Genomic DNA, 26,450 nt, shown 5'->3' with positions numbered 1-26,450 from the left:
CCGTGCGGCCTGGTACCTCGCGAAGTGAAAGCAGGTCGAGATTGCGATGAGCACTCGATGAGTACGCGATGAGTACGCCCATGAACTAGCGACGGTCCGGACGCAACCCGGACCTCAGAGGAGCGAAGTGGCTAAGGTCCGGGTCTACGAACTCGCCAAGGAGTTCGGTGTCGAGAGCAAGGTCGTCATGGCCAAGCTCCAGGAGCTCGGTGAATTCGTCCGTTCGGCGTCTTCGACGATCGAGGCGCCCGTAGTACGCAAGCTGACAGACGCGTTCCAGCAGGGCAGTGGCAACGGCCGGTCCGCCGGTCGCCCCGCGGCCCCGAAGAAGGCGGCCCCCAGGCCCGCCGCGCCGTCCCCGGCGCAGGCGGCCCGCCCGGCCGCCCCGCGGCCGCCGGCCGCGCCCAAGCCCGCGGCTGCCCAGCAGCCCGAGGCTCCGTCGGCCCCCGCGCCGGCGCCGTCCCAGGGTCAGTCCCAGGGCCAGCGTCCGACGCCGGGCCCGAAGCCCGCGCCGCGTCCGGCCCCCGCCGCCCCGGAGTTCACCGCTCCGCCGGCTGCTCCGGCCGCCTCGACTCCGGCTCCGGCCGGACCGAAGCCCGGTGGCGCGCGTCCCGGTGCCCCCAAGCCCGGCGGTGCCCGTCCGTCCGGTCCGGGTCAGGACCGCGGCCAGCAGGGCGGCCAGGGCCGTCCCGGTGGCCAGCGTCCCGGCGCCCCGGCGCAGCGTCCCGGAGGCCGCCCCGGCGGTCCGCGTCCGGGTAACAACCCCTTCACCTCCGGCGGCAACGCCGGCATGGCGCGCCCGCAGGCGCCCCGTCCGCAGGGCGGCCCGCGCCCGGGAGGTCCCGGTGCCCCCGGCGCCGGTCCCCGTCCGCAGGCTCCCGGCGGCCAGGGCGGCGGCCCCCGTCCCCAGGCTCCGGGCGGCAACCGTCCGAGCCCGGGCTCGATGCCGCGTCCGCAGGGCGGCGGCGCAGGCCCCCGTCCCGGCGGCGGCCCGCGTCCGAACCCCGGCATGATGCCGCAGCGTCCCGCTGCCGGCCCGCGTCCCGGCCCCGGTGGCGGCGGTCGCGGACCCGGCGGTGCCGGTCGTCCCGGCGGCGGCGGTCGTCCCGGTGGCGGCGGCGGCTTCGCCGGTCGTCCCGCCGGTCCCGGTGGCGGCGGTCGTCCCGGTGGCGGCGGCGGTTTCGCCGGTCGTCCCGGTGGTGGCGGCGGCTTCGGTGGCGGCGGTGGCCGTCCCGGCTTCGGCGGTCGTCCCGGTGGTCCGGGTGGCCGTGGTGGCACGCAGGGCGCCTTCGGTCGTCCCGGCGGTCCCGCGCGTCGCGGTCGCAAGTCGAAGCGGCAGAGGCGCCAGGAGTACGAGGCCATGCAGGCCCCGTCGGTCGGCGGCGTGATGCTGCCTCGCGGCAACGGCGAAGCCATTCGCCTGTCGCGCGGTGCGTCGCTCACCGACTTCGCGGAGAAGATCAACGCCAACCCGGCGTCGCTCGTCGCGGTCATGATGAACCTCGGCGAGATGGTCACCGCGACCCAGTCCGTCTCCGACGAGACGCTCCAGCTCCTCGCCGGCGAGATGAACTACACGGTTCAGATCGTCAGCCCGGAGGAGGAGGACCGCGAGCTGCTCGAGTCCTTCGACCTGGAGTTCGGCGAGGACGAGGGCTCCGAGGAGGACCTGGTCGTCCGTCCGCCGGTCGTGACCGTCATGGGTCACGTCGACCACGGTAAGACCCGACTGCTCGACGCCATCCGCAAGACGAACGTCATCGCGGGCGAGGCCGGCGGCATCACCCAGCACATCGGTGCCTACCAGGTCGCGACCGAGGTCAACGAAGAAGAGCGCAAGATCACCTTCATCGACACCCCGGGTCACGAGGCGTTCACCGCCATGCGTGCCCGTGGTGCGCGGTCGACCGACATCGCGATCCTGGTCGTCGCGGCCAACGACGGCGTCATGCCGCAGACGGTCGAGGCGCTCAACCACGCCCAGGCGGCCGACGTCCCGATCGTCGTCGCGGTCAACAAGATCGACGTCGAGGGCGCCGACCCGACCAAGGTGCGCGGTCAGCTGACCGAGTACGGCCTGGTGGCCGAGGAGTTCGGCGGCGACACGATGTTCGTCGACATCTCCGCCAAGCAGGGTCTGCACATCGACTCCCTGCTGGAGGCCGTGGTCCTCACCGCGGACGCCTCGCTCGACCTGCGGGCCAACCCGGTCCAGGACGCGCAGGGCATCTCGATCGAGTCCCGTCTCGACCGCGGCCGCGGTGCCGTGGCGACGGTCCTCGTCCAGCGAGGCACCCTGCGGGTCGGCGACACGATGGTGGTGGGCGACGCCTACGGCCGCGTCCGCGCCATGCTCGACGACAACGGCAACAACGTCGCCGAGGCCGGTCCGTCGACGCCGGTCCAGGTCCTGGGCCTGACCAACGTCCCGGGCGCCGGTGACAACTTCATCGTGGTCGAGGAGGACCGTACGGCCCGCCAGATCGCGGAGAAGCGCGCCGCCCGCGAGCGGAACGCCGCGTTCGCCAAGCGCACGCGCCGCGTGTCGCTGGAGGACCTGGACAAGGTGCTGAAGGCCGGCGAGGTCCAGCAGCTGAACCTGATCATCAAGGGTGACGCTTCCGGTTCCGTCGAGGCCCTCGAGTCCTCGCTGCTCCAGCTGGACGTCGGCGAAGAGGTCGACATCCGCGTCCTGCACCGCGGCGTCGGTGCGGTCACGGAGTCCGACATCGACCTGGCGATGGGCTCCGACGCCATCGTGATCGGCTTCAACGTGCGCGCCGCCGGGCGTGCCGCGCAGATGGCCGAGCGCGAGGGTGTGGACGTCCGGTACTACTCGGTCATCTACCAGGCGATCGAGGAGATCGAGGCGGCCCTCAAGGGCATGCTCAAGCCGGAGTACGAAGAGGTCGAGCTCGGTACGGCGGAGATCCGCGAGGTCTTCCGCTCGTCCAAGCTGGGCAACATCGCGGGTGTTCTCATCCGCTCCGGCGAGGTCAAGCGCAACACCAAGGCGCGCCTGCTGCGCGATGGCAAGGTCATCGCGGAGAGCCTCAACATCGTGGGCCTGCGTCGCTTCAAGGACGACGTCACCGAGATCCGCGAAGGCTTCGAGGGCGGTATCAACCTCGGAAACTTCAACGACATCAAGGTCGACGACGTCATCGCGACGTACGAGATGCGCGAGAAGCCGCGGGTGTAACAGCCCCCGACTTCCGAGACGGTGCGGTCCGGGGCCGGTCGGCGGAGCACAATTCCGTCGATCGGCCCCGGCCGTTCGTTGTACGGTTCTGATGTCCCCGCCACATGGATGGCGGGGCCATCGATCCCGAACCGGCGGGTGAACCGGTTGCACACATGTATGTGGGGACGCTGTCCTTCGACCTCCTCCTCGGCGACGTACATTCGCTGAAGGAGAAGCGCTCCGTCGTCCGCCCGATCGTCGCCGAGCTCCAGCGGAAGTACGCGGTGAGCGCGGCCGAGGTGGAGCACATGGACCTCCACCGGCGGGCGGTCGTCGGCCTGGCCCTGGTGTCGGGCGACGCGGGGCACCTCTCCGACGTACTCGACCGGTGCGAGCGATTGGTGGCCGGCCGCCCCGAGGTGGAGCTGCTGTCCGTCAGACGGCGCTTCCACGGCGACGACGACTGACCAGAGAACGCACGAGAAGCGCGGAAGAAGCGCGGACGAAGAAAGAGAACGGGAGACGGACCAGTGGCCGACAACGCGCGGGCGAAAAGGCTGGCGGACCTCATCCGAGAGGTGGTGGCCCAGAAGCTGCAGCGCGGGATCAAGGACCCGCGGCTCGGCTCGCACGTCACCATCACGGACACCCGGGTCACGGGTGACCTGCGGGAGGCGACCGTCTTCTACACGGTGTACGGGGACGACGAGGAGCGCGCGGCCGCGAGCGCCGGCCTGGAGAGCGCCAAGGGCATCCTGCGCTCCGAGGTCGGCAAGGCGGCGGGTGTGAAGTTCACACCGACCCTGAGCTTCGTCATGGACGCCCTTCCGGACACCGCCCGGAACATCGAGGACCTCCTCGACAAGGCGCGGCAGTCCGACGAGAAGGTGCGCGAGGCGTCCGCGGGCGCCGCGTACGCCGGTGAGGCCGACCCGTACCGCAAGCCGGACGAGCCCGAGGACGAGGCAGCGGCCGTCGAGGCCGACGAGACGGACGACACCGCTAAATGACCGACAAGCACCCCACGCCCGACGGCCTTGTCATCGTCGACAAGCCGTCGGGCTTCACTTCGCACGACGTCGTCGCCAAGATGCGGGGCATCGCCCGCACCCGGCGCGTCGGGCACGCCGGCACGCTCGACCCGATGGCGACGGGCGTCCTGGTGCTCGGCGTGGAGCGGGCGACCAAGCTCCTCGGTCACCTCGCCCTCACCGAGAAGGAGTACCTGGGCACGATCAGGCTCGGGCAGACGACGCTGACCGACGACGCCGAGGGCGAGATCACGGGGTCGGTCGACGCCTCGAAGGTCACCCGGGACGCCGTCGACGCCGCCGTCGCCAAGCTGACCGGCCGCATCATGCAGGTGCCGTCCAAGGTCAGCGCCATCAAGATCAACGGCGTGCGCTCCTACAAGCGGGCGCGCGAGGGCGAGGAGTTCGAGATCCCCGCCCGCCCCGTCACCGTCTCCTCCTTCGCGGTGTACGACGTCCGGGACGCCGTCGCCGAGGACGGCACCCCGGTGCTGGACCTGGTGGTCTCGGTGGTCTGCTCCTCCGGCACCTACATCCGCGCCCTGGCCCGCGACCTGGGCGCCGACCTCGGCGTCGGCGGTCACCTCACGGCCCTGCGTCGCACCCGCGTCGGCCCCTACAAGCTGGACGCGGCCAAGACGCTGGACCAGCTCCAGCAGGACCTCACCGTCATGCCCGTCGCGGACGCGGCCACCGCCGCCTTCCCGCGCTGGGACGTGGACGCCAAGCGGGCGCGGCTGCTCACCAACGGCGTACGGCTGGAGATGCCCGACTCCTACGCGGGCACCGGTGCCGTCGCCGTCTTCGACCCCGAGGGCCGCTTCCTCGCGCTCGTGGAGGAGCACAAGGGCAAGGCGAAGAGCCTGGCCGTGTTCGGCTGAGCGGACCTGCCGTCGGGCTCCGCCCGTGGAGCGGCGATCACGGGGACTTCCATCGTCGCCGCTCCACGGTCCCCCCTCGGTTCCCCCACCACCCAGGGTGTATCCAACCCTCCCCTTCTGTTCACCCGTCCGGGCAGGCGCTCGGAGTGAAGCGGGGGAGCGGAAGGGGGCGCGTTCGTCATGGGATCTGTCCCATTGATCATCACGCGCCTACCGTCGAACACACAGCACGGGTGTACGGCGGGGAGGCTCGACGATGGCGTCGCGGAACCGGTCCCGGGAGGCGGCGGGCGACAGGGCGGGACTGCGGTCCCGGGACGGCTTCCCGGAGACGCGTGGCGGCTTCCTGGAGACGCGGGGTGGCGTCCCGGAGGCGCGAAGTGGCGTCCCGGACGCGCGTGGTGGGTTCCCACAGGCGTGCGGCGGGCCGCCCGCCCCGCCGACCGAGGCACCACGCATCGCGCCCGACGAGGCGCTGATCCGTGTCCACGACCTCGCCGGCCGTCCCCGGGGCACCGGTTTCCTCGCCGACCACCACGGCACGGTGATCACCAGCCATGAAGCGGTCGACGGCCTGTCCCGGCTGGTGCTGAGCGACGCCGGGGACCGCCGCCGTGTCGTGGCCGCCGCCGACGTGACTCCGCTGCCCGCCCTCGGCCTGGCCCTCGTACGCTCCGACGGCCTCGGTGCCGAGCCGTTGCCCGTCGCGACGCGGGGCAGGGTCGAGGCCGGGACGTACGTCCGGATCGCCGCCTGCGGCTGGCGCGAGGCCCGGGTCCTCGGCGCCACCGACGTCACCTACACGGCCACCGACCGCTTCCACCTCCTCGGCGACGCCCTGGAGCTGGCGCTCGGCACCTCGGGGCGGGACGCGCTGCGGCTGGGCGGCGGCGCGGCCGGCGGACCGGTGCTCGACGTCGCGACCGGCGCGGTCGTCGGCGTCCTCGGCACCGCCCTGAGTTCCGGACACAGCGACGTCGGCTTCGCCGTGCCGTTGCTTCCCGCCCCCGGCCCCCTCGCCGACCTGCTCGCCGAGAACGCGGCGACGGTGCCGGCCTATGGCGCCGACCTCAACCTGGCGGGAGTACTCGCACTCACGGCGACCTCGGTGGGGCAGGACGGCCCGCCGGGGGCGGCGGTGGGGGGTGGGCGTGTGGGTGTGGGTGTGGGGACCGGCCCCGGCCCCGGCCCGGGCCTCGGTCTCGGTTCCGGATCCGGTTCTCGCTCCGGATCCGGTTCCCGTGTCCGGAGCGGTCCGGGTGTCGGACCGGGTGCCGGTCGTCTCGCGGATCCTGTCGAACGGGCGGCCGTGGTACGAGAGTTCGCCGACTTCGACGCGAGTCGCGCCAGTGTGCTCGGGCTGGTCGGCGCACCCGGCAGCGGCCGTACGACCGAGTTGGCGGCCCTCGCCTCCCGCCGTGCCCTGGGGACGGAACCGGCGCCCACGCTGTGGCTGCGCGGCGCCGATCTGCGGGACGACGACATGTCGTTGGCGGACGCGGCAGGCAGGGCGCTGGCCCGGGCCGCCCGCATCATCGCCGCCTCGGACCGCTCCCGCTCCGCCGGCCTCGGCGACATCACCCCGGACCGCCTCGCCCACCTCGCCCGCACCGCCGGACGCCCTCTCCTGCTGCTGCTCGACGGGCCCGAGGAGATGCCGCCCGTCCTGGCCCACCGCCTTGCCGAGTGGACGGAGGGCACGGTGACGTGGCTGCGGGACACCGGGACACGGCTCGTGGTCGCATGCCGGGCGGAGTACTGGGAGCGGGCGGGGGCGGAGTTCCCGCGGGAGCTGTTGTACGGGGCGGTGACGGGGGAGCCTGTGTCCGGACCGGATGGCGGGGTGTCGCAGCCCGGGTCGGCGGGTGGTGAGCGGCACCCCGGTGCGTGCGGCGCGGGCGGTGCGTTGCCGCCGTCCGGGGCGGCTGGTGATGAGCCGTGTCCCGCGCCGGCCCGTGGCGCGTCGGTGCCGGGGCCGGGCAGTGAAGTGCCCTCACTCGGGACGCGCCTCGAAGCGGCCCTGGGGGAGACGATGGCAGAGGCGGCAGAGGCGGCAGAGGCGGCAGAGGCGGCAGGGGAGGCAGGGGAGGCAGAGGTGGGAGGCGGAGCGCCGCGGTCGCATGCCGCCGGTCGTGAACCGGAAGCGCCCTTCTGGGCGGCCGGCGCGGCGCCGAGGCAGACGGGGCCGACCGCCGGAAGGACGTCCTCCGGGACGGCAGCCCCCGTAGCCCCGGCCGTTCGGCCGGAGTCCACCGAGCCCCGGCCCGGAGCCCGCGGCGCCGGGATCCCGCCCTGCGTCCGTCTCGGCGACCTGCGGGACGACGAGGCCCGGGAGGCGCGCGCACGCTACCGCGTACCGGAAGGCGCCCTCGGGGACCCGGACGGCCGGCACCCGCTCACCCTCCGCCTGCTCGCGGAGGTCCACGAGGCCCTCCCCGGCTCCCCGCCCCCCGCCCGCGTCGAGCGGGACGCGGTCTTCGCGGCCTACCTGGACCTGACGTGCCTGCGCATCGCCAACCGCCTGGCCGGGGAGAACGGCCTGCACGGCTCCGCCGTACGACGACTCGCGGCAAAGGTCTCCGGACAGGTCCACGAGGCGGCCCGGCGCAGTCTCGGCCCGGGCCAGGGCGAGCTGGACCGGGAGTCGTTCGAGGCGCTGTTCCCGTGGGGGCCGGCCCCCGCCCGGCTCGGCGGCGGCACCGGCTGGGCAACGGCCGTACTCGGCGAGGGCCTCCTCGTACCCGCCGGCAGCGGCTACCGCTTCGCCCACGAGGAACTCGCCGACTGGATCCAGGGCACGCACCTCGACCTGGACGAGGCCCTGCGCGCCCTCGTCCACCGCCGCGGCACCCCGCATGACACGCACGCCCTCCCCGTGCCGCACCACCGCATCGGCCCCGTCGTCGAGGCGCTGCTGCTCCTCGCCCGCCAGTACGGCGTCCCCCAACTCGCGCTGACTCTCGAAGAGCTGGTGAACGCACTGGACGCCGACCCGCACTCCTGGTGGGCCCCCCGGCTGCTCGCCGAGGTGCTGACCCGCGTGCCCGAGGCCACGCCGTACACGGAGGTCCTGCGGCTGCTCGCCGACCGCATCGCGGAGCGGAGCGGCGAAGGGCGGGCGGCGCCGGGGGAGTTCGGGCCCGGCTTCTGGACGGCCGTGCGGCTGCCGGAGGCCACGCGCCTGGACCTGCTGCGTCGCCTCGTCCTCGCCGACGGCCCCCCGCACGAGCCCGGCCCCCGCTACCTCGACAGCGTCGCCGGGCGGCTCACCGCCGACCCCGCGGCCGTGCAACCGCTCCTCGTCCGCTGGTTCGACGACGAACGGCCGCTGCCCGCGACCCCGCACGCCACCGTCGCGACGGCCGCACAGGCGCTGCTGCACACGCACCGCCACCGCGGCCCGGGCGGCCTGGACGGCCTCACCGAGGTACTCGTCGACAGCACGCACCGCCGGGCCGACGAACTGCTCGCCGTCCTGGCCGAGGAGGAGCCGTCCGCTCTCTGCCGCGCCGTCGAGCGGTGGGCGCGTGACGAGCGGCCCGCCCGGCGGACGGCGGCGGTGACCCATGGGCTGCGCACCGCACCGCACGCACGCACCGGCGCCGACCGCACCCTGCTCCGCCACGCCGCCCTGGTCCTGCTCACCGACCCCGCCGACAGCGCCCTGCGCGGCGGCGCGCTCGCCCTGCTCGTACAGGACCCGGACAGCCGCGACCGCCACCTCACGCGGGCGCTCGGTCACTTCGCGGCGGGCGACCCGTATCTCCCGCCGAGCGCGGTGGCCGCCGCGCTGCCGACCCATCCGGAGCCCGTCCTCGACGCCTTCCGGGCCCGACTGCGCGGCCCGGACGCCGGGGAGGCGCTGCGCAGGCTCGCCGACGCGACCACGCCGGCGCTGGCCCGCCGGGTGGCCGTACTCGTCGGGGAGGCCGTGCTGGAACGCCCGGAGACCGCCGGGCACGTGGCCGCGTACGTCGACCGGCGCCTCGACCGGGACCCCGGGGCCCGTGCCGTACTCCACCCCCTGGTCACCGGCCTGCTCGACGACGGTCCCGAGCCGGTGCGGGCCGCACTCGCCGGCGTCCTCGCCGGCGACGGCACCCCCGGCCGCGGCCCGCTCCGCCGCGAGCTGCGCGAACACCTCCTGGCCCACGAGCGGGACCCCGCCGTCCTGGACGCGTTGCTGCACGCGGCCGCCCGGTGCGGCGGCGACGACCTGCCCGCCCTCGTCCACCGCACCGGCCTGCTCCTCGTCCGCACCACGGACGGCGCCGCCCGCTTCGACCGCGGCCTGGTCGACCTGGCCCGCCACCTCCCGGGGTTCGCCACCAGGGTCACCGGCTGGCTGGCCGACGAGCCCCAGGACTGGGCCGCGCTGGTGGGCCCCAGCGCACGCCGCACGATCGAGAACCTGGCGGGCGCCCGGGTCCCCGCCTGAACCGGATCCGGCGCACGGGGCGTGCACCCGGTCACAGCGCGGATGCCGATGCGGGCGGGAGCCGGACGGCATGGCACCCTTAGACCTGCGTAAGAGGCACCACGGAAACCACCAAGGAGCAGACACAGTGCAGCGCTGGCGTGGCTTGGAGGACATCCCCGAGGACTGGGGACGCAGCGTCGTCACCATCGGCTCCTACGACGGCGTCCACCGCGGGCACCAGCTGATCATCAAGCACGCCGTGGACCGCGCCCGCGAACTGGGCGTACCCGCCGTCGTCGTCACCTTCGACCCGCACCCCAGCGAGGTCGTCCGCCCCGGCAGCCACCCGCCGCTGCTCGCCCCGCACCACCGCCGCGCCGAACTGATGGCGGAACTGGGCGTGGACGCGGTGCTGATCCTCCCCTTCACCAAGGAGTTCTCGAAGCTGTCCGCGGCCGACTTCGTGGTCAAGGTCCTGGTCGACCGGCTGCGCGCCAAGGCGGTCGTGGAGGGCCCCAACTTCCGCTTCGGTCACAAGGCCGCGGGGAACGTCGAGTTCCTCGTCGAGCAGGGCAGGGTCTACGACTTCGAGGTCGAGGTCGTCGACCTGTACGTGACCGGTGACGCGGGCGGCGGCGAACCCTTCTCGTCGACCCTGACCCGCCGCCTGGTCGCCGAGGGCGACGTCGCCGGCGCGGCGGAGATCCTGGGCCGCCCGCACCGCGTCGAGGGCGTCGTCGTCCGGGGCGCCCAGCGCGGCCGTGAGATGGGCTTCCCCACGGCCAACGTCGAGACCCTGCCGCACACCGCCATCCCGGCCGACGGCGTCTACGCCGGCTGGCTGCACGCCCAGGGCGAGGCGATGCCGGCCGCGATCTCCGTCGGCACCAACCCGCAGTTCGAGGGCACCGAGCGCACGGTGGAGGCGTACGCCATCGACCGCGTCGGCCTCGACCTGTACGGCCTGCACGTCGGCGTCGACTTCCTGGCCTTCGTACGGGGCCAGGCGAAGTTCGAGACGCTGGACGCACTGCTCGAACAGATGGCCGCGGACGTCGAGCGCTGCCGGGAGCTGATCGCGGCGGCGTCCTGACGCCTTCCGCCTGCCCGCCCATTCCCTCCTACGACTACGACTTGGGCCAGGGCCAGGGTTACCACGCCGAAGGGCGGCCGGTGCCGACGAGCACCGGCCGCCCTGCGCTGTCAGGGGCTACTGCTGTGGCGGCGGGGGAGGCGTCTGCCCCGGCTGCTGCGGATAGCCGTAACCGGGCTGCGGGTACGGCTGCTGCCCCGGCTGCTGCGGGTAGGGCTGCCCGGGCTGCGCGTACGGCTGCCCCGGCTGCTGCGGGTAGGGCTGTCCCGGCTGGGGCTGCGCTGGCGCACCGGGCTGACCCTGCATGGGCTGCTGTCCGGGCATGGGCTGACCCGGCAGCGGCGGTGCGGCCACCGGCGGCGGGTTGCCGTTGGACGTCCACAGGCCGTGCGACTGCTGGTGGCGGACGAAGTCCTCGGCGACCATCGCCGAGAGGTTGAAGTACGCCTCCCGCACCTTCGGCCGCATCATGTCGAGATCGACCTCGGCACCGGCGGCCAGGTGCTCGTCGAACGGCACCACGACGACGCCCCGGCACCGCGTCTGGAAGTGTCCGACGATGTCGTCGACCTTGATCATCTTGCCGGTCTCGCGGACCCCCGAGATGACGGTGATGGACCGGGAGACGAGGTCGGCGTACCCGTGCGCGGACAGCCAGTCCAGCGTCGTACTGGCGCTGCTCGCACCGTCCACGGACGGCGTCGAGATGATGATCAGCTGGTCGGCGAGGTCGAGTACACCGCGCATGGCGCTGTAGAGGAGACCGGTACCCGAGTCGGTCAGGATGATCGGGTACTGCTTGCCCAGCACGTCGATCGCGCGCCGGTAGTCCTCGTCGTTGAAGGTCGTGGACACGGCCGGGTCGACGTCGTTGGCGATGATCTCCAGCCCGGACGAGGCCTGGGAGGTGAACCGCCGGATGTCCATGTACGAGTTGAGGTACGGGATCGCCTGGACGAGGTCACGGATGGTGGCGCCGGTCTCGCGGCGCACCCGGCGGCCGAGCGTACCGGCGTCCGGGTTGGCGTCGATCGCGAGGATCTTGTCCTGCCGCTCGGTGGCGAGCGTGGAGCCGAGGGCGGTCGTGGTGGTCGTCTTGCCGACGCCGCCCTTGAGGCTGATGACGGCGATGCGGTAGCAGGAGAGCACGGGCGTGCGGATCAGCTCCAGCTTCCGCTGCCGCTCGGCCTCCTCCTTCTTCCCGCCCAGCTTGAACCGCGAACCGCCGGCTGCCGGGCGGCTGCTCTTCGCCTTCTGCTTCTTGTTGTTGAGCAGCCGGTCGGACGACAGCTCCACGGCCGCGGTGTAACCGAGCGGTGCGGCACCCGGGTTGGTGGGCTGACGCTGGTCGTGCTGCATGGGCTGCGGCCAGGCGGCACCGAGCCGGGGATCGACGGGGTGCTGCTGAGGCTGGTGAGGCGCTTGGGCCTGCTGTACGTGCTGAGGCTGGTCCGGCTGACCGGGCTGACCGGGCTGACCAGGTTGACCGGGCTGGCCGGGCTGCATCGGCTGGGGTGCAGGGGCCGCGGCCTGGTACGGCTGCTGGGCGGACGGGGCCGGCGGGGTCTGAGGGGCCTGCCCCGGCTGTGCGGCCATCGGCTGGGCCTGCGGGTCCTGCGGGGCGAAACCCTGCTGAGCGGCCGGCGGCGCGGTCGGCGGGGACTGCGCGTCACCCTGCGGCTGCCCCTGCTGCGGCACGCCGGGGTGCGGCTGCTGCGGCTGCTGCTCGGGCGACTGCCCGTGCGGCGCGGGCGCCTGCGGGAAGCCGTAACCACCGGGCTGCGCCGGGGAATAGGGCTGCGGAGCCGGCGCACCGGGCTGAGGGAACCCGTAACCGGCAGCGCTGGGCGCGGGAGCGCCGCCAGGCTGCTGGGCCGGGGGCTGCTGTGCCGCCGGAGGCGTGGCGCCCGGCTGCGGGAAGCCGTAGCCGGCCTGCGGAGCGGGCTGCGCGGGCACCTGATTCGGCGGCATCGGCGCGGCGGCGGGCTGCGGGTTCCACGCGGCGGGCGCCGGCTGCGGAGCCTGCGGCTGGAACGGAGGCTGCTGGGCCGGTACGCCCGGCTGCTCCGGAGCGGCGGGGGCCGGCTGCGGCTCTGCGGGCCACTGGTGCGCCGGGGCCGGTGCGACGGGAGGGTACGACGGAGGCAGGGGCGGCACCTCGCCCTGCACCGTGGGCGGTGCGTCGGCCGGAACGGCGTCCGCGGGCTCCGAGACAGGCGTCATGGTCTCCGCCGGGGGCTGGGCGCCCTGACGAGGGGGCACCGCGTCCTCGGGCTCGTCCTCGGCCGGGGCGCTGCCCTCGGGGGCGGGTTCGGCCACCGGAGCGGCGGGAGCGAGCGGTGCGACCGACACGGGCCCATCGTCCGGAGCAGGATTGGCGAGGCGGGACTCGGCCACATCGTCGGCCAGGCCGGACTCGGCGACCGCACCAGCCGTACCGTCCCCGTCCGTGCTCTCGCGGCCCGTACGGTCCGCGGGCGTACGGACCTCGTCCGTCTCCCTGTCCCGCTCACCGTCGTCGGCGAGTTCGGGACCGCCCGCGACCGCGGAACCGTCGACGCTCTCGGACTCGACGGCGTCGTCCGTCACGGCATCGTCCCTCACGGCGGAGGGCTCGTCCTGCGTGTCCTCACCGATCTCGTCGGAAACGATCACCGCGTCGTCCGCGGCGGTGACTGCGGGTTCGTCGACCGCAGGCTCCGGGCGCTCGTCCTGCCCGCTGTCGTCCGCCGCGGCACGCTCGGCGATCTCCCGCTGCAGGGCGACGGCGGAGAAGCGCATGGTGGCGCCGCTCTCCAAGTCACCGTTGTCCGAGTCCGAGTCCAGCTCCGGCTCCGGCTCCGGCTTCAGCGTCGGTTCTGCCTTCGGCTCCTCGGCCGGCGGGGGAGCGGGCGCCTGAAGCTGGAACCCGCCGCCCGGAAACGCCGGTACGGCCGTGGGAGAAGCCGGGTCCGCGGCAGGCGCCGGGGCGGCCACGGCCTCCGGCTCGGCTCGCACCTGCGGTTCAATCCTGGGCTCGGGCTCGGGCTCCGGCCGCGCCTGCGGCTGCTGCGGCTCGAACCCGCTGCCGACCGGCAGCCTGGGAAGCCCGGTCGGCCCGCCGGACGGCGGCGCGGGCGGAGTGAAGGGCGCCCCCGGACCCGGCGGCGGAGGCGGCGTGAACGCGGCCCCCGGAGCGGGCGGCGGAGGCGGAGTGAAGGGCGCCCCCGGAGCCGGGGCGGGAATGGAGGACGATCCGTTGGACGGAGCCGCGTGCGGCGGCGGAGTCAGCCCCGGCAGCGGCGGAACCGGCCCACGGGGGGCAGGCGGAGTGGACGAAGGGAAAGGAGTGGAAGGCGTGGAAGAGGCGGCACCGGAAGAGGAACCGGCACCCGAACCCGCCCCTTGACCCTGGCTCTGCCCTTGACCCTGTCCCTGGCTCTGCCCTTGCCCCTGACCCGAATCGCTCGACGCGTTCTGCGTGTACCAGGCGGGCGGAGCGTAGTCGATGGTGAACTCGCCCGTCGTCTCGATTGCGGACTCCGCGTCGGGTTGGTCATCGCCGGGTGTAGCCCAGCCCCCGCGGTTCCCGTCCCGATCGCTGCTCACAGTTCCTCCTGGTGTGGTCGAGCACCCTCATGCCGTGCTGAGGCGACCGTTTTTGTCGTCCGACGTTGTCCGCATTGAAACGAGGTCGTCCGATCGTCGGCCCTCCCCGTACGACGCCCACGCCCGGTCCACGGGTTCTGGCGTCGCGCCGGGACCCAGCCTAATCACCACACGGCTCACCCCGGCAGCCCCGTCCTCGCCCCAGCGTCTGCCCATTGCGTCACAGCCTGCCCTGAAGTGCCGTACCTCGTTTCCGAATCCATGCATGCGCCGTACGACATCCGCGAACAAGTCGGACAGAACCTCGCCATCGGTCGGTCGGACGGCGGTCGGAGTCGACGGTGCGGGCCGCATTCGTGACCACGGGTGATCAAGGCCCCGGCATAGTAGGGGCGCTTGCCGTCATCCCATCGCGGGAACCACAGGACCAGGAAGCGGACCCAGGCGTGAGCTTCGGACCGCTCCACCGATGACGGCACACCGTCGGACAGACCTCCGGCCGTGGACGGGCAGGGCCCTCTCGACGTCCGGAAGACGGTCGATAAGCAACGTCGATAAGCAACCCGCCGGCACCCTGGGCGAGATGGCCTTCCGGGTCTTCGTCGACGACATGGTTCCCGGGGGGCACGTCGAGATGCCGGGCAAGTGGGCCGCTGCCCACGCCGTGTGACGGGCGACCACCGCACCGCCGTCCTCTTCCGCGCGAACGACCGGGAAGAGGAATGGACGTACTCCGCCGCCAAGGGCATCCGAGACCTCAGCGCCTCAGTGTGCCGTCCGCCGAGCCGGCCGTTCTCGCCCTCTTCGCCGTCGAGTCCGCGAACCGTCCTTCCGGCGACAAGAAGAAGCAGTGGTTCCGCCTGGTCCCGGGCATCGGAACCGGCAGCGCGGCGGGGAAGCCCCGACGGCCCCCTTCACCGCACCCGCCTCACTCCGCCCGGGCAGCCTCGTCCCCCGGCCCCGGCTCCAGGTCGAACTCCCCGTCCCGGGCGCCGAGCACGAACGCCCGCCACTCCGCCTCCGTGTACCGCAGCACGGTGTCCGGGTCGAGGGACGACCGCATGGCCACGGCACCGGCGGGCAGGTAGGCGATCTCGACCCGCTCCTCGTGCTCCTCGGTGCCGGGCGCGCTGTGCCATTCGACGCCGGAGATGTCGAGGGAGTAGAGCTCGTCCCGCTCCCGTTCCTTGCGCGCCTTGAGTTCCCGGTCCTCGGCATCGACCATGGTGGCTCGGTCCTTTCCTGCACTGCGGGCGGTCTGTGCGGTTACCCTACTGGCCACCGTTCTCCCTGCTCAGCGGTTTGTGGATGCCCGTAGCCGCAAGAGTGACGGCCAGGAGCGAAGCACGGGTCACGGCACGGGTGGCGACCCGGTCACCGAGCCTGCGGGAAGGGTCGTCCGCCCAGGCTGGTACGCTGTGTGACGGCCGTATGTGTACGCGCCCCCGGAGCTGAGAGCCCTGGAGGCCGCGCCCAGCGGATCCCCGCCTTCCGAGTCACGGAAGATCCCCCGAGACGTAGACCGGGGGCACTCGGCTGGCACTCACAGACCAAGAGGAGCACGCGTGTCGCTCGACGCCGCAGTGAAGAAGCAGATCATCACCGAGTTCGGTACCAAGGAGGGCGACACCGGCTCCCCCGAGGTCCAGGTCGCTCTGCTGTCCCGTCGGATCTCCGACCTGACCGAGCACCTCAAGACCCACAAGCACGACCACCACTCCCGTCGTGGTCTGCTGATCCTGGTCGGCCAGCGCCGCCGGCTGCTGCAGTACCTCGCCAAGAAGGACATCCAGCGCTTCCGTGCGCTGGTCGAGCGCCTCGGCATCCGCCGCGGTGCGGCGGGCGCCAAGTAAGACGCCGTGAAGGGAGCGGTTCCCATCGTTCGGGGGCCGCTCCCTTTGCTGTACGTGCGCGCTGTCGCCGCCGCTTTGTAGTGTGGTAACAGAACACAAGACGCACGACGCACGACGTACGACACAACGAACGAAACGAGGAGAAGCGCGCCTCGCCGCCGCCGGTCCTCGGTAGTGGCCCCCGGGGGCAGAACCCCGGGTGCTTCGATCGAAGACCGGCCCGCATCGGACGAAGCGCTTCTCCGCCACCGTCCCCCCGCCACACGGGCGAGGAGGGACGAAAGACGACAAGTAACGGAGAAAACACTGGTGGAGAACGAGACCCACTACGCCGAGGCCGTCATCGACAACGGCGCCTTCGGCACCCGCACCATCCGCTTCGAGACCGGCCGGCTGGCCAGGCAGGCCGCCGGTTCCGCCGTGGCGTACCTGGACGACGACACCATGGTGCTGTCGGCCACCAGCGCCTCCAAGAACCCCAAGGACCAGCTCGACTTCTTCCCCCTCACGGTGGACGTCGAGGAGCGGATGTACGCCGCCGGCAAGATCCCCGGCAGCTTCTTCCGCCGCGAGGGCCGGCCGTCCGAGGACGCCGTCCTCACCTGCCGCCTGATCGACCGGCCGCTGCGCCCGTCCTTCAAGAAGGGCCTGCGCAACGAGATCCAGGTCGTCGCCACGATCATGGCCCTCAACCCCGACCACCTGTACGACGTCGTGGCGATCAACGCCGCCTCCGCGTCCACGCAGCTGGCCGGTCTGCCCTTCTCCGGCCCGATCGGCGGCGTCCGCGTCGCGCTGATCCGCGGCCAGTGGGTGGCCTTCCCGACGCACACCGAGCTCGAGGACGCCGTCTTCGACATGGTCGTCGCGGGCCGCGCCCTGGAGGACGGCGACGTCGCGATCATGATGGTCGAGGCCGAGGCCACCGAGAAGACCATCAAGCTGGTCGAGGGCGGCGCCGAGGCGCCCACCGAGGAGGTCGTCGCCGCCGGTCTGGACGCCGCGAAGCCCTTCATCAAGGTCCTGTGCCGCGCCCAGGCCGACCTCGCCGCGAAGGCCGCCAAGCCGACCGGTGAGTTCCCGGTCTTCCTGGACTACCAGGACGACATCCTGGAGGCGCTCAGCGCCGCCGTCCGCCCCGAGCTCAGCCAGGCGCTCACCATCGCCGGCAAGCAGGAGCGCGAGGCCGAGCTGGACCGCGTCAAGGCGCTCGCCGCCGAGAAGCTCCTGCCGGAGTTCGAGGGCCGCGAGAAGGAGATCTCCGCCGCGTACCGATCGCTGACCAAGTCCCTGGTCCGTGAGCGCGTCATCAAGGAGAAGAAGCGCATCGACGGCCGCGGTGTCACCGACATCCGCACCCTGGCCGCCGAGGTCGAGGCCATCCCGCGCGTGCACGGTTCCGCGCTGTTCGAGCGTGGCGAGACCCAGATCCTGGGCGTCACCACCCTCAACATGCTCCGCATGGAGCAGCAGCTGGACACCCTCTCCCCGGTGACCCGCAAGCGCTACATGCACAACTACAACTTCCCGCCGTACTCCGTCGGTGAGACCGGCCGCGTCGGCTCCCCGAAGCGCCGCGAGATCGGCCACGGCGCCCTCGCCGAGCGCGCCATCGTGCCGGTGCTGCCGACGCGCGAGGAGTTCCCGTACGCGATCCGTCAGGTGTCCGAGGCCCTCGGCTCCAACGGCTCGACGTCCATGGGCTCGGTCTGCGCCTCCACCATGTCGCTGCTGAACGCCGGTGTGCCGCTGAAGGCCCCCGTCGCCGGTATCGCCATGGGCCTGATCTCCCAGGAGATCAACGGCGAGACGCACTACGTCGCCCTCACCGACATCCTCGGTGCGGAGGACGCCTTCGGCGACATGGACTTCAAGGTCGCCGGCACCAAGGAGTTCGTGACCGCCCTCCAGCTCGACACCAAGCTGGACGGCATCCCCGCCTCCGTCCTGGCCGCGGCCCTCAAGCAGGCCCGTGACGCCCGCCTTCACATCCTCGACGTGATGATGGAAGCGATCGACACGCCGGACGAGATGTCCCCGAACGCGCCGCGGATCATCACCGTGAAGATCCCCGTCGACAAGATCGGTGAGGTCATCGGCCCCAAGGGCAAGATGATCAACCAGATCCAGGAGGACACGGGCGCCGACATCACGATCGAGGACGACGGCACCATCTACATCGGTGCCGCCCAGGGCTCGCAGGCCGAGGCCGCCCGCGCCACGATCAACGGCATCGCCAACCCGACCATGCCCGAGGTCGGCGAGCGCTACCTGGGCACCGTCGTGAAGACGACGACCTTCGGCGCGTTCGTCTCCCTGCTGCCCGGCAAGGACGGTCTGCTGCACATCTCGCAGATCCGCAAGCTGGCCGGGGGCAAGCGCGTGGAGAACGTCGAGGACGTGCTCGGCGTGGGTGCCAAGGTCCAGGTCGAGATCGCCGAGATCGACTCCCGCGGCAAGCTCTCCCTGATCCCCGTGATCGAGGGCGAAGCAGGCGACGACGCTGCGTCCACCAGCGGCTCCGCCGCGGAGAAGGACGACGCCGACCAGTGACGTCCCGTAGCGCCAAGGCGACGGCCCGCACCTCCTCGGAGGCGCGGGCCGTCGCCCGTACCCAAACCCTGATCAAGGGCGAGCACGGCATCGGTACGGTCCGCAAGACCGCCCTCCCGGGCGGCCTGCGCATCGTCACCGAGACCCTGCCCTCGGTCCGCTCGGCGACCTTCGGCATCTGGGCGCACGTCGGCTCCCGCGACGAGACCCCGGCCCTGAACGGCGCCACCCACTACCTGGAGCACCTGCTCTTCAAGGGCACCAGCAAGCGCAGCGCCCTGGACATCTCCTCCGCCATCGACGCGGTCGGCGGCGAGATGAACGCGTTCACGGCCAAGGAGTACACGTGCTACTACGCACGCGTGCTCGACACCGACCTGCCGCTCGCCATCGACGTGGTCTGCGACATGCTGACCGGCTCACTCATCCGCGAGGAGGACGTGGACGTCGAGCGCGGTGCGATCCTCGAAGAGATCGCGATGACCGAGGACGACGCCGGCGACTGCGTGCACGACCTGTTCGCGCACACCATGTTCGGCGACAACGCTCTCGGCCGCCCCGTCCTCGGCACGGTCGACACGGTCAACGCCCTCACCGCCGACCGCATCCGCCGCTTCTACAAGAAGCACTACGACCCGACGCACCTGGTGGTCGCCGCGGCCGGCAACGTCGACCACAACAAGGTCGTACGCCAGGTCCGCGCCGCCTTCGAGAAGGCCGGCGCCTTCCGGGAACCGGTGGCCGCGCCCATCGCCCCGCGCGACGGCAGGCGCGCCATCCGCACCGCCGGCCGCGTCGAGCTGATCGGACGCAAGACCGAGCAGGCGCACGTCATCCTCGGCATGCCGGGCCTGGCCCGCACCGACGAGCGCCGCTGGGCGATGGGCGTCCTCAACACCGCCCTCGGCGGCGGCATGTCCTCGCGCCTCTTCCAGGAGGTCCGCGAGAAGCGCGGCCTGGCCTACAGCGTGTACTCGTACACCTCCGGCTTCGCCGACTGCGGCCTTTTCGGCGTCTACGCGGGCTGCCGGCCCTCCCAGGTGCACGACGTGCTGAAGATCTGCCGCGACGAACTCGACCACGTCGCCGAGCACGGTCTGACCGACGACGAGATCGGCCGCGCCGTCGGCCAGCTCCAGGGCTCCACCGTCCTCGGCCTGGAGGACACCGGCGCGCTGATGAACCGTATCGGCAAGAGCGAGCTGTGCTGGGGCGAGCAGATGTCCGTCGACGACATGCTGACCCGGATAGCCTCGGTCACGCCGGACGACGTCCGCGCCGTCGCCCGCGAGGTCCTGGGACGGCGGCCCTCGCTGTCGGTCATCGGCCCGCTGAAGGACAAGCAGGCGTCCCGGCTGCACGACGCCGTCGCCTGACGGTCCCGTTTCGAGAAGGAAGCATGTGACATGAGCAAGCTGCGCGTGGCCGTCCTCGGTGCCAAGGGCCGGATCGGCTCCGAGGCGGTACGGGCGGTCGAGGCCGCCGAGGACATGGAGCTGGTCGCCGCCCTCGGCCGGGGCGACAGCCTGGGGGCGCTGTCCGAGACCGGCGCCCAGGTCGCCGTCGAGCTGACCACCCCCGCCTCGGTGATGGACAACCTCGACTACTGCGTGCGCCACGGCATCCACGCCGTCGTCGGCACCACCGGCTGGACCGACGAGCGCCTCGCGCAGCTGCGGACCTGGCTCGACGGCTCCCCGGAGACGGGCGTGCTCATCGCGCCCAACTTCTCCATCGGCGCCGTGCTGACCATGAAGTTCGCGCAGATCGCCGCCCCGTACTTCGAGTCCGTCGAGGTCGTCGAGCTGCACCACCCGAACAAGGTCGACGCCCCCAGCGGCACCGCCACCCGCACCGCCCAGCTGATCGCCGAGGCCCGGCAGAAGGCAGGCGCCGCTCCGGCGCCCGACGCCACTGCCACCGCCCTGGACGGCGCCCGCGGCGCGGACGTCGACGGCGTCCCGGTCCACGCGATCCGCCTGCGCGGTCTGCTGGCCCACCAGGAGGTCCTGCTGGGCGGCGAGGGCGAGACCCTCACCGTCCGGCACGACTCCCTGCACCACAGCAGTTTCATGCCGGGCATCCTGCTGGGTGCCCGCCGGGTGGTGACCACCCCGGGCCTCACCTTCGGCCTGGAACACTTCCTGGACCTGAACTGAGACCTGGACCGAGTCACAGCCCCTCATGCGCGCGAAAATCTCCTACGTCATCACGGCCGCCGTCCTGGTCTTCTACTTCGCCCTGGTCGGCAGCCGCGGTGTGATGCTCATCGGCACCGGCACCGTCCTCACCGTCACCTTCGGCGTCGCGGTGCTGATCCTGCCGGTGATCGGCCTGTGGTTCCTCTGGAAGAACACCCAGTTCGTCCGCAAGGCCAACCAGCTCGCCGCCGAACTCGACGCCGAGGGCGGACTGCCCGTCGACGAGCTGAAGCGCACCCCGAGCGGCCGCGTCGACCGGGACTCGGCCGACGAGGTCTTCGCCCTGCGCAAGGCCGAGACGGAGGACGCCCCCGGCGACTGGCGCAGCTGGTTCCGCCTCGCCGTCGCCTACCACGACGCCCGCGACACTCCGCGCGCCCGCAAGGCGATGCAGCGGGCGATCGCCCTGCACGACGGCAAGCACGTCGAGGCGGCCTGAGCAGAGCGAGACTCGGACGGCCTGAGCAGACCGAGACTCAGATGGAACGAGAACGCCGGGGGCCCGGACCGCACTGCGGTCCGGGCCCCCGGCGTCTGTCGTCCGTCCTCGGAGCTCAGCCTGGCCGGTACTCGGCGGCCCACGCCTCCACGGCGTCGGCCGCCCGGTCGAAGGCGTCCTCCCGCCCGAGGAAGTCGGCGTTGTGCGTGCTCAGCAGCGGAGGCGAGGTCTCCGCGGACCGGCCCTGGCGGACGAGGAGCAGTGCCTGTCCCTGGACCGTGCGCGGCAGCCCCAGCCAGCGCACCGGCTGCTGCACCGTACGCACGCTGGAGACCTGCTGCCAGGTCACCGTGCGCGTGCTGAAGAAGCTCACGTGACGCACCCCGTGCGCGCTCACCCACGCACCCATGCGCAACAGTCGCAGGGCACAGGCGATCACGACCACCGCGACGCCGAAGACCACACCGGCGGAGGACAGCGAGTCCGTCGCCGCGATGATGACCGCCGCGAACAGTACGAACGAGGCGAGCAGCAGCATCAGCGCCGCCACCCCCACGCGCCACGGCCCCGGCCGGTAAGGCCGGCGCCAGAGGTCGCGGTCGTCGTACGGCAGCGCGACGTCGTCGTCGGCGTCGAAGGCGCGGTCGGCCGTCAGGAAGGGCAGGGGCACGGCTGGTCCTCACTCGTTCCATGGCATGTGCTGTGCCCGGTGAGGCTACCGACCTGTGCCTCCGGTCACCACCCTCGGGGTCCGGATGGAGTCAGCGCCGCCCCCACGGAGCCCCTCAGCGCCGGTCGGAGGCCTGTGACGGCTGTTTGTGCGGGGAGGGCTGGTCGGCGGACAGGGCGGGCATCCCGATCACCAGGGAGCCCACGATTCCGGCGACGACGGTGAGACCGAGCAGCCAGCGCCCGGCCAACTGGCCGAAGGACGCCCGTTCCCGGGGTGGGGGTGTGACATTGCTGCGGAACCTGTCGGCTTCGGCGACGAAGGCGAACGGCACGGGTTCACGCCGGCGGATCATGGAGGCTGCGTCTCCCTTCAGGGATGAATGTTTCGCTGTTACTCATACAGACGAACGAACGGCCCCTCGGGTGCCCTCTTTCACCGATTTCATCGCGGCACCGCACCGAACGCCCCGTTCGGCGGGCCGATGGCCGGCGAGCCGTAGAGTGGCCTCGCCAAGCGACAAGATGGGAAGGCCCTGCACCCGTGACCGACACCCCCGCCGACGACTTCAAGATCGACCTTCGCAGCGACGTCACCGTCGAGCTGGTCAAGAGCAGCGCGACCGACTCCGACGTGCTGTTCGCCGCCCGTGTCTCAACCGTCGGGGAGCAGTCCCTGGACGAGCTGAAGAAGGACCCGGAGCGCTCGAAGGGCCTGATCAACTACCTCGTGCGGGACCGGCACGGCAGCCCGTTCGAGCACAACTCGATGACCTTCCTCATCAGCGCCCCGATCTTCGTCTTCCGCGAGTTCATGCGGCACCGTGTGGGCTGGTCCTACAACGAGGAGTCGGGCCGCTACCGGGAGCTCCAGCCGGTCTTCTACGTACCGGGCCAGGAGCGCAAGCTGGTCCAGCAGGGCCGCCCGGGCAAGTACGTCTTCGTCGAGGGCACCGCCGAGCAGCACGACCTGGTGAGCCGGTCGATGGAGGACTCCTACCGCCAGGCCTACCGCACCTACCAGGAGATGCTGGCCGCCGGCGTCGCCCGCGAGGTGGCCCGCGCGGTGCTCCCCGTCGGCCTGTACTCGTCCATGTACGCCACCTGCAACGCACGCTCGATGATGCACTTCCTCGGCCTGCGCACCCAGCACGAGCTGGCCAAGGTCCCCTCCTTCCCGCAGCGGGAGATCGAGATGGTCGGCGAGAAGATGGAGCAGGAGTGGGCACGGCTCATGCCGCTCACCCACGCCGCCTTCAACGCCAACGGTCGCGTGGCGCCGTAGCGCGCCCTCGGCGTCCGATCGGGCACAGATGTACGCATCAGTCGCGCGAAGTGTCCGTATTGCGGCATTTGGAGAAGTTCATCTAGCCTGATCAAAGGGACCCGGCACCGCTTGAACCCCCGAGCAGGCAGTGCCGGGCTCCACTTCCGTTCCGACCTGCCGCCTCCCCCGAGGGCAGACCCCGCCCTGAGCAACGAGTAGCGTGTAACCCATGGCTCCGACCTCCACTCCGCAGACCCCCTTCGGGCGGGTCCTCACCGCCATGGTCACGCCCTTCGCGGCGGACGGCGCACTCGACCTCGACGGCGCTCAGCGGCTCGCCGCCCACCTGGTGGACGCAGGCAACGACGGCCTGATCATCAACGGCACCACCGGCGAGTCCCCCACCACCAGCGACGCGGAGAAAGCGGACCTCGTACGAGCCGTCCTGGAGGCCGTCGGCGACCGGGCACACGTCGTCGCCGGAGTCGGCACCAACAACACCCAGCACAGCATCGAGCTGGCCCGCGCCGCCGAGCGCGTGGGCGCACACGGCCTCCTGCTCGTCACGCCGTACTACAACAAGCCCCCGCAGGAGGGCCTGTACCAGCACTTCACGGCCATCGCCGACGCCGCCGAACTGCCGGTCATGCTCTACGACATCCCCGGCCGCAGCGGCGTCCCGATCAACACCGAGACGCTGGTCCGCCTCGCGGAGCACCCGCGGATCGTCGCGAACAAGGACGCCAAGGGCGACCTCGGCCGCGCCAGCTGGGCCATCGCGCGCTCCGGCCTCGCCTGGTACTCCGGCGACGACATGCTCAACCTGCCGCTGCTCTCCGTGGGCGCGGTCGGCTTCGTCTCGGTCGTCGGCCACGTCGTCACCCCCGAACTGCGCTCCATGGTGGACGCGCACGTCGCCGGTGACGTACAGAAGGCACTGGAGATCCACCAGAAGCTGCTCCCGGTCTTCACCGGCATGTTCCGCACCCAGGGCGTCATGACCACCAAGGCCGCGCTCGCCCTGCTGGGACTGCCCGCCGGACCGCTGCGCGCGCCCATGGTCGGCCTCACGCCCGAGGAAACCGAGCAGCTCAAGATCGATCTTGCCGCCGGCGGGGTACAGCTCTGACAACAGACTTCGCACGACCGCACCACCGCGCGACCGGACTTCACAACTGAATACGCGGGCCACCGGTGCCCGCACCCCACTACGACAACTGCTTCTGCACGAACGTCACGCGCGCCACGTGCCCACCGGTACGTGGCGTGTTGTGGTGAGGAGAGTCTTTTGAGTCATCCGCATCCTGAACTGGGCCGTCCCCCGGTGCTCCCCAAGGGCGGCCTCCGGGTCACGCCCCTCGGCGGCCTGGGCGAGATCGGCCGCAACATGACGGTCTTCGAGTACGGCGGCCGTCTGCTGATCGTTGACTGCGGGGTGCTCTTCCCTGAGGAGGAGCAGCCCGGAATCGACCTGATCCTGCCGGACTTCTCGTCCATCCGGGACCGCCTCGACGACATCGAGGGCATCGTCCTCACCCATGGTCACGAGGACCACATCGGCGGTGTCCCCTTCCTCCTCCGGGAGAAGCCGGACATCCCGCTGATCGGTTCCAAGCTGACCCTCGCGCTCATCGAGGCCAAGCTCCAGGAACACCGGATCCGCCCGTACACCCTCGAGGTGGCGGAGGGACACCGCGAACGCATCGGTCCCTTCGACTGCGAGTTCGTCGCGGTCAACCACTCCATCCCGGACGCGCTGGCCGTCGCCATCCGCACCCCCGCGGGCATGGTCGTCCACACCGGCGACTTCAAGATGGACCAGCTCCCGCTGGACGGCCGCCTCACCGACCTGCACGCCTTCGCGCGCCTGAGCGAGGAGGGCATCGACCTCCTCCTCTCGGACTCGACGAACGCCGAGGTCCCCGGGTTCGTCCCGCCCGAGAAGGACATCTCCAACGTCCTGCGCCAGGTCTTCGCGGGCGCCCGCAAGCGGATCATCGTGGCGAGCTTCGCCAGCCACGTCCACCGCATCCAGCAGATCCTGGACGCCGCGCACGAGTACGGCCGCCGGGTCGCCTTCGTCGGCCGTTCCATGGTCCGCAACATGGGCATCGCCCGGGATCTCGGCTACCTCAAGGTCCCGCCGGGCCTCGTCGTGGACGTCAAGACGCTCGACGACCTGCCGGACAGCGAAGTGGTCCTGGTCTGCACGGGCTCCCAGGGCGAACCGATGGCCGCCCTGTCCCGCATGGCCAACCGCGACCACCAGATTCGCATCGTCAACGGCGACACGGTGATCCTGGCCTCGTCCCTCATCCCGGGCAACGAGAACGCGGTGTACCGCGTCATCAACGGCCTGACCCGCTGGGGCGCGAACGTCGTCCACAAGGGCAATGCCAAGGTCCACGTCTCGGGCCACGCCTCGGCCGGCGAGCTGCTGTACTTCTACAACATCTGCCGCCCCCGGAACCTGATGCCGGTCCACGGTGAATGGCGCCACCTGCGCGCCAACGCCGAACTGGGCGCCCTGACCGGCGTCCCGCACGACCGCATCGTCATCGCCGAGGACGGCGTCGTCGTCGACCTCGTCGAAGGCAAGGCCAAGATCTCCGGCAAGGTCCAGGCGGGATACGTCTACGTCGACGGCCTCTCGGTCGGTGACGTGGGCGAGCCGGCCCTCAAGGACCGCAAGATCCTCGGCGACGAGGGCATCATCTCGGTCTTCGTGGTCATCGACTCCTCCACCGGCAAGATCACCGGCGGCCCGCACGTCCAGGCCCGGGGCTCGGGTATCGAGGACTCGGCGTTCGCCGCGGTGCTCCCCAAGGTCACGGAAGCGCTGGAACGCTCGGCGCAGGACGGGGTCGTCGAGCCCCACCAGATGCAGCAGCTGGTGCGCAGGACCCTCGGCAAGTGGGTCTCGGACACGTACCGCCGCCGGCCGATGATCCTCCCTGTGGTCGTGGAGGTCTGACGGGCAGTCGGATCTCCGACAGCGTCAACCTGGAGCGGGGCGCCTCGATTTGCATCGAGGCGCCCCGCTCCAGTACGTTTACATCTCCGCTCGGACGGGCACCCGATCACTTCGTGGATCGGAGCCGGCCCAGGAGGGCGGGAAATCCGACTCAGAATCTCTGATAAAGTCGGAGTCGCCGGAAAGGGAAACGCGAAAGCGGGAACCTGGAAAGCACCGAGGAAATCGGATCGGAAAGATCTGATAGAGTCGGAAACGCAAGACCGAAGGGAAGCGCCCGGAGGAAAGCCTGAGAGA

At 71.8% G+C, this 26,450-nt stretch carries 18 protein-coding genes; 14 read left to right on the top strand and 4 right to left on the bottom strand.

The genetic code is table 11. The annotated features are described in order from the left end of the window. Positions 1 to 127: 127 nt before the first annotated feature. From infB to ACIQ6R_RS36645, 6 genes are all read left to right on the top strand, one after another. Positions 128 to 3,202 (top strand): translation initiation factor IF-2, encoded by a 3,075-nt coding sequence (gene infB, locus ACIQ6R_RS36670; protein WP_404226355.1) that lies wholly within the window; start codon positions 128 to 130, stop codon positions 3,200 to 3,202. A 155-nt stretch (positions 3,203 to 3,357) separates the two neighbouring features. Beyond that, the gene (locus ACIQ6R_RS36665; protein ID WP_121749465.1) at positions 3,358 to 3,651 is read left to right on the top strand and encodes a DUF503 domain-containing protein; all 294 of its coding nucleotides are present in this window, start codon (positions 3,358 to 3,360) and stop codon (positions 3,649 to 3,651) included. Between the two features lie 63 nt (positions 3,652 to 3,714). Further along, positions 3,715 to 4,194: a 30S ribosome-binding factor RbfA gene (gene rbfA, locus ACIQ6R_RS36660; protein ID WP_404186765.1), complete on the top strand. Its 480-nt coding sequence runs from the start codon at positions 3,715 to 3,717 to the stop codon at positions 4,192 to 4,194. Next, the gene (gene truB, locus ACIQ6R_RS36655) at positions 4,191 to 5,096 is read left to right on the top strand and encodes a tRNA pseudouridine(55) synthase TruB (RefSeq protein WP_404226354.1); all 906 of its coding nucleotides are present in this window, start codon (positions 4,191 to 4,193) and stop codon (positions 5,094 to 5,096) included. The genes rbfA and truB overlap by 4 nt, the downstream gene beginning before the upstream one ends. Positions 5,097 to 5,352: 256 nt before the next feature. After that, positions 5,353 to 9,534, top strand: coding sequence for a trypsin-like peptidase domain-containing protein (locus ACIQ6R_RS36650; RefSeq protein ID WP_404226352.1), 4,182 nt, complete (start codon positions 5,353 to 5,355; stop codon positions 9,532 to 9,534). 127 nt (positions 9,535 to 9,661) lie between these two features. Beyond that, positions 9,662 to 10,609 (top strand): bifunctional riboflavin kinase/FAD synthetase, encoded by a 948-nt coding sequence (locus ACIQ6R_RS36645; RefSeq protein WP_404226350.1) that lies wholly within the window; start codon positions 9,662 to 9,664, stop codon positions 10,607 to 10,609. Between the two features lie 117 nt (positions 10,610 to 10,726). On the opposite strand, the gene ACIQ6R_RS36640 is transcribed toward ACIQ6R_RS36645, so the two are convergent. Together ACIQ6R_RS36640 and ACIQ6R_RS36635 are read right to left on the bottom strand one after the other, a co-directional pair. Then, positions 10,727 to 14,197: an SCO5717 family growth-regulating ATPase gene (locus ACIQ6R_RS36640; protein ID WP_404226349.1), complete on the bottom strand. Its 3,471-nt coding sequence runs from the start codon at positions 14,195 to 14,197 to the stop codon at positions 10,727 to 10,729. A 928-nt stretch (positions 14,198 to 15,125) separates the two neighbouring features. Then, entirely contained in the window at positions 15,126 to 15,422 is a 297-nt protein-coding gene (locus tag ACIQ6R_RS36635; protein WP_404186771.1) for a DUF397 domain-containing protein, read from the bottom strand. 340 nt (positions 15,423 to 15,762) lie between these two features. On the opposite strand from ACIQ6R_RS36635, the gene rpsO reads away from it, so the two are divergent. From rpsO to ACIQ6R_RS36610, 5 genes are all read left to right on the top strand, one after another. Next, positions 15,763 to 16,050 (top strand): 30S ribosomal protein S15, encoded by a 288-nt coding sequence (gene rpsO, locus ACIQ6R_RS36630; RefSeq protein WP_019330982.1) that lies wholly within the window; start codon positions 15,763 to 15,765, stop codon positions 16,048 to 16,050. 309 nt (positions 16,051 to 16,359) lie between these two features. Then, positions 16,360 to 18,603 carry a polyribonucleotide nucleotidyltransferase gene (locus tag ACIQ6R_RS36625; RefSeq protein ID WP_404186772.1) on the top strand — a complete coding sequence of 748 codons (2,244 nt, stop codon included), beginning with the start codon at positions 16,360 to 16,362 and terminating at the stop codon, positions 18,601 to 18,603. Further along, positions 18,600 to 19,979, top strand: coding sequence for a M16 family metallopeptidase (locus tag ACIQ6R_RS36620; protein ID WP_404226347.1), 1,380 nt, complete (start codon positions 18,600 to 18,602; stop codon positions 19,977 to 19,979). The genes ACIQ6R_RS36625 and ACIQ6R_RS36620 overlap by 4 nt, the downstream gene beginning before the upstream one ends. A 30-nt stretch (positions 19,980 to 20,009) precedes the next feature. Next, positions 20,010 to 20,762: a 4-hydroxy-tetrahydrodipicolinate reductase gene (gene dapB / locus ACIQ6R_RS36615; protein WP_404226344.1), complete on the top strand. Its 753-nt coding sequence runs from the start codon at positions 20,010 to 20,012 to the stop codon at positions 20,760 to 20,762. Positions 20,763 to 20,787: 25 nt separating this feature from the next. Beyond that, positions 20,788 to 21,243 carry a hypothetical protein gene (locus tag ACIQ6R_RS36610; protein WP_404186775.1) on the top strand — a complete coding sequence of 152 codons (456 nt, stop codon included), beginning with the start codon at positions 20,788 to 20,790 and terminating at the stop codon, positions 21,241 to 21,243. 115 nt (positions 21,244 to 21,358) lie between these two features. Here the strand turns inward: ACIQ6R_RS36610 and ACIQ6R_RS36605 are convergent, their stop codons facing one another. Together ACIQ6R_RS36605 and ACIQ6R_RS36600 are read right to left on the bottom strand one after the other, a co-directional pair. Beyond that, complete coding sequence (locus ACIQ6R_RS36605; RefSeq protein WP_404226342.1) at positions 21,359 to 21,913, bottom strand: hypothetical protein; 555 nt, start codon at positions 21,911 to 21,913, stop codon at positions 21,359 to 21,361. A gap of 115 nt (positions 21,914 to 22,028) precedes the next feature. Continuing rightward, complete coding sequence (locus ACIQ6R_RS36600) at positions 22,029 to 22,268, bottom strand: hypothetical protein (RefSeq protein WP_055421654.1); 240 nt, start codon at positions 22,266 to 22,268, stop codon at positions 22,029 to 22,031. A gap of 188 nt (positions 22,269 to 22,456) precedes the next feature. Between ACIQ6R_RS36600 and thyX the strand changes: the two genes are divergently transcribed. The 3 genes from thyX to ACIQ6R_RS36585 all read left to right on the top strand — a co-directional run bounded on the left by thyX (position 22,457) and on the right by ACIQ6R_RS36585 (position 26,153). Further along, a complete protein-coding gene (gene thyX, locus ACIQ6R_RS36595) occupies positions 22,457 to 23,197 on the top strand; it encodes an FAD-dependent thymidylate synthase (protein WP_404186777.1) in 741 nt (246 codons plus the stop codon). 211 nt (positions 23,198 to 23,408) lie between these two features. After that, a complete protein-coding gene (gene dapA, locus ACIQ6R_RS36590) occupies positions 23,409 to 24,308 on the top strand; it encodes a 4-hydroxy-tetrahydrodipicolinate synthase (RefSeq protein ID WP_404186778.1) in 900 nt (299 codons plus the stop codon). A 159-nt stretch (positions 24,309 to 24,467) separates the two neighbouring features. Further along, a complete protein-coding gene (locus tag ACIQ6R_RS36585) occupies positions 24,468 to 26,153 on the top strand; it encodes a ribonuclease J (protein ID WP_404226340.1) in 1,686 nt (561 codons plus the stop codon). Positions 26,154 to 26,450: the final 297 nt, after the last annotated feature.

This window comes from Streptomyces sp. NPDC096048 (genome assembly GCF_044763415.1).
Lineage (GTDB): Bacteria > Actinomycetota > Actinomycetes > Streptomycetales > Streptomycetaceae > Streptomyces.
Note: the sequence above shows the minus strand (reverse complement) of the source record. Positions and strands in the feature narration are given on the sequence as shown.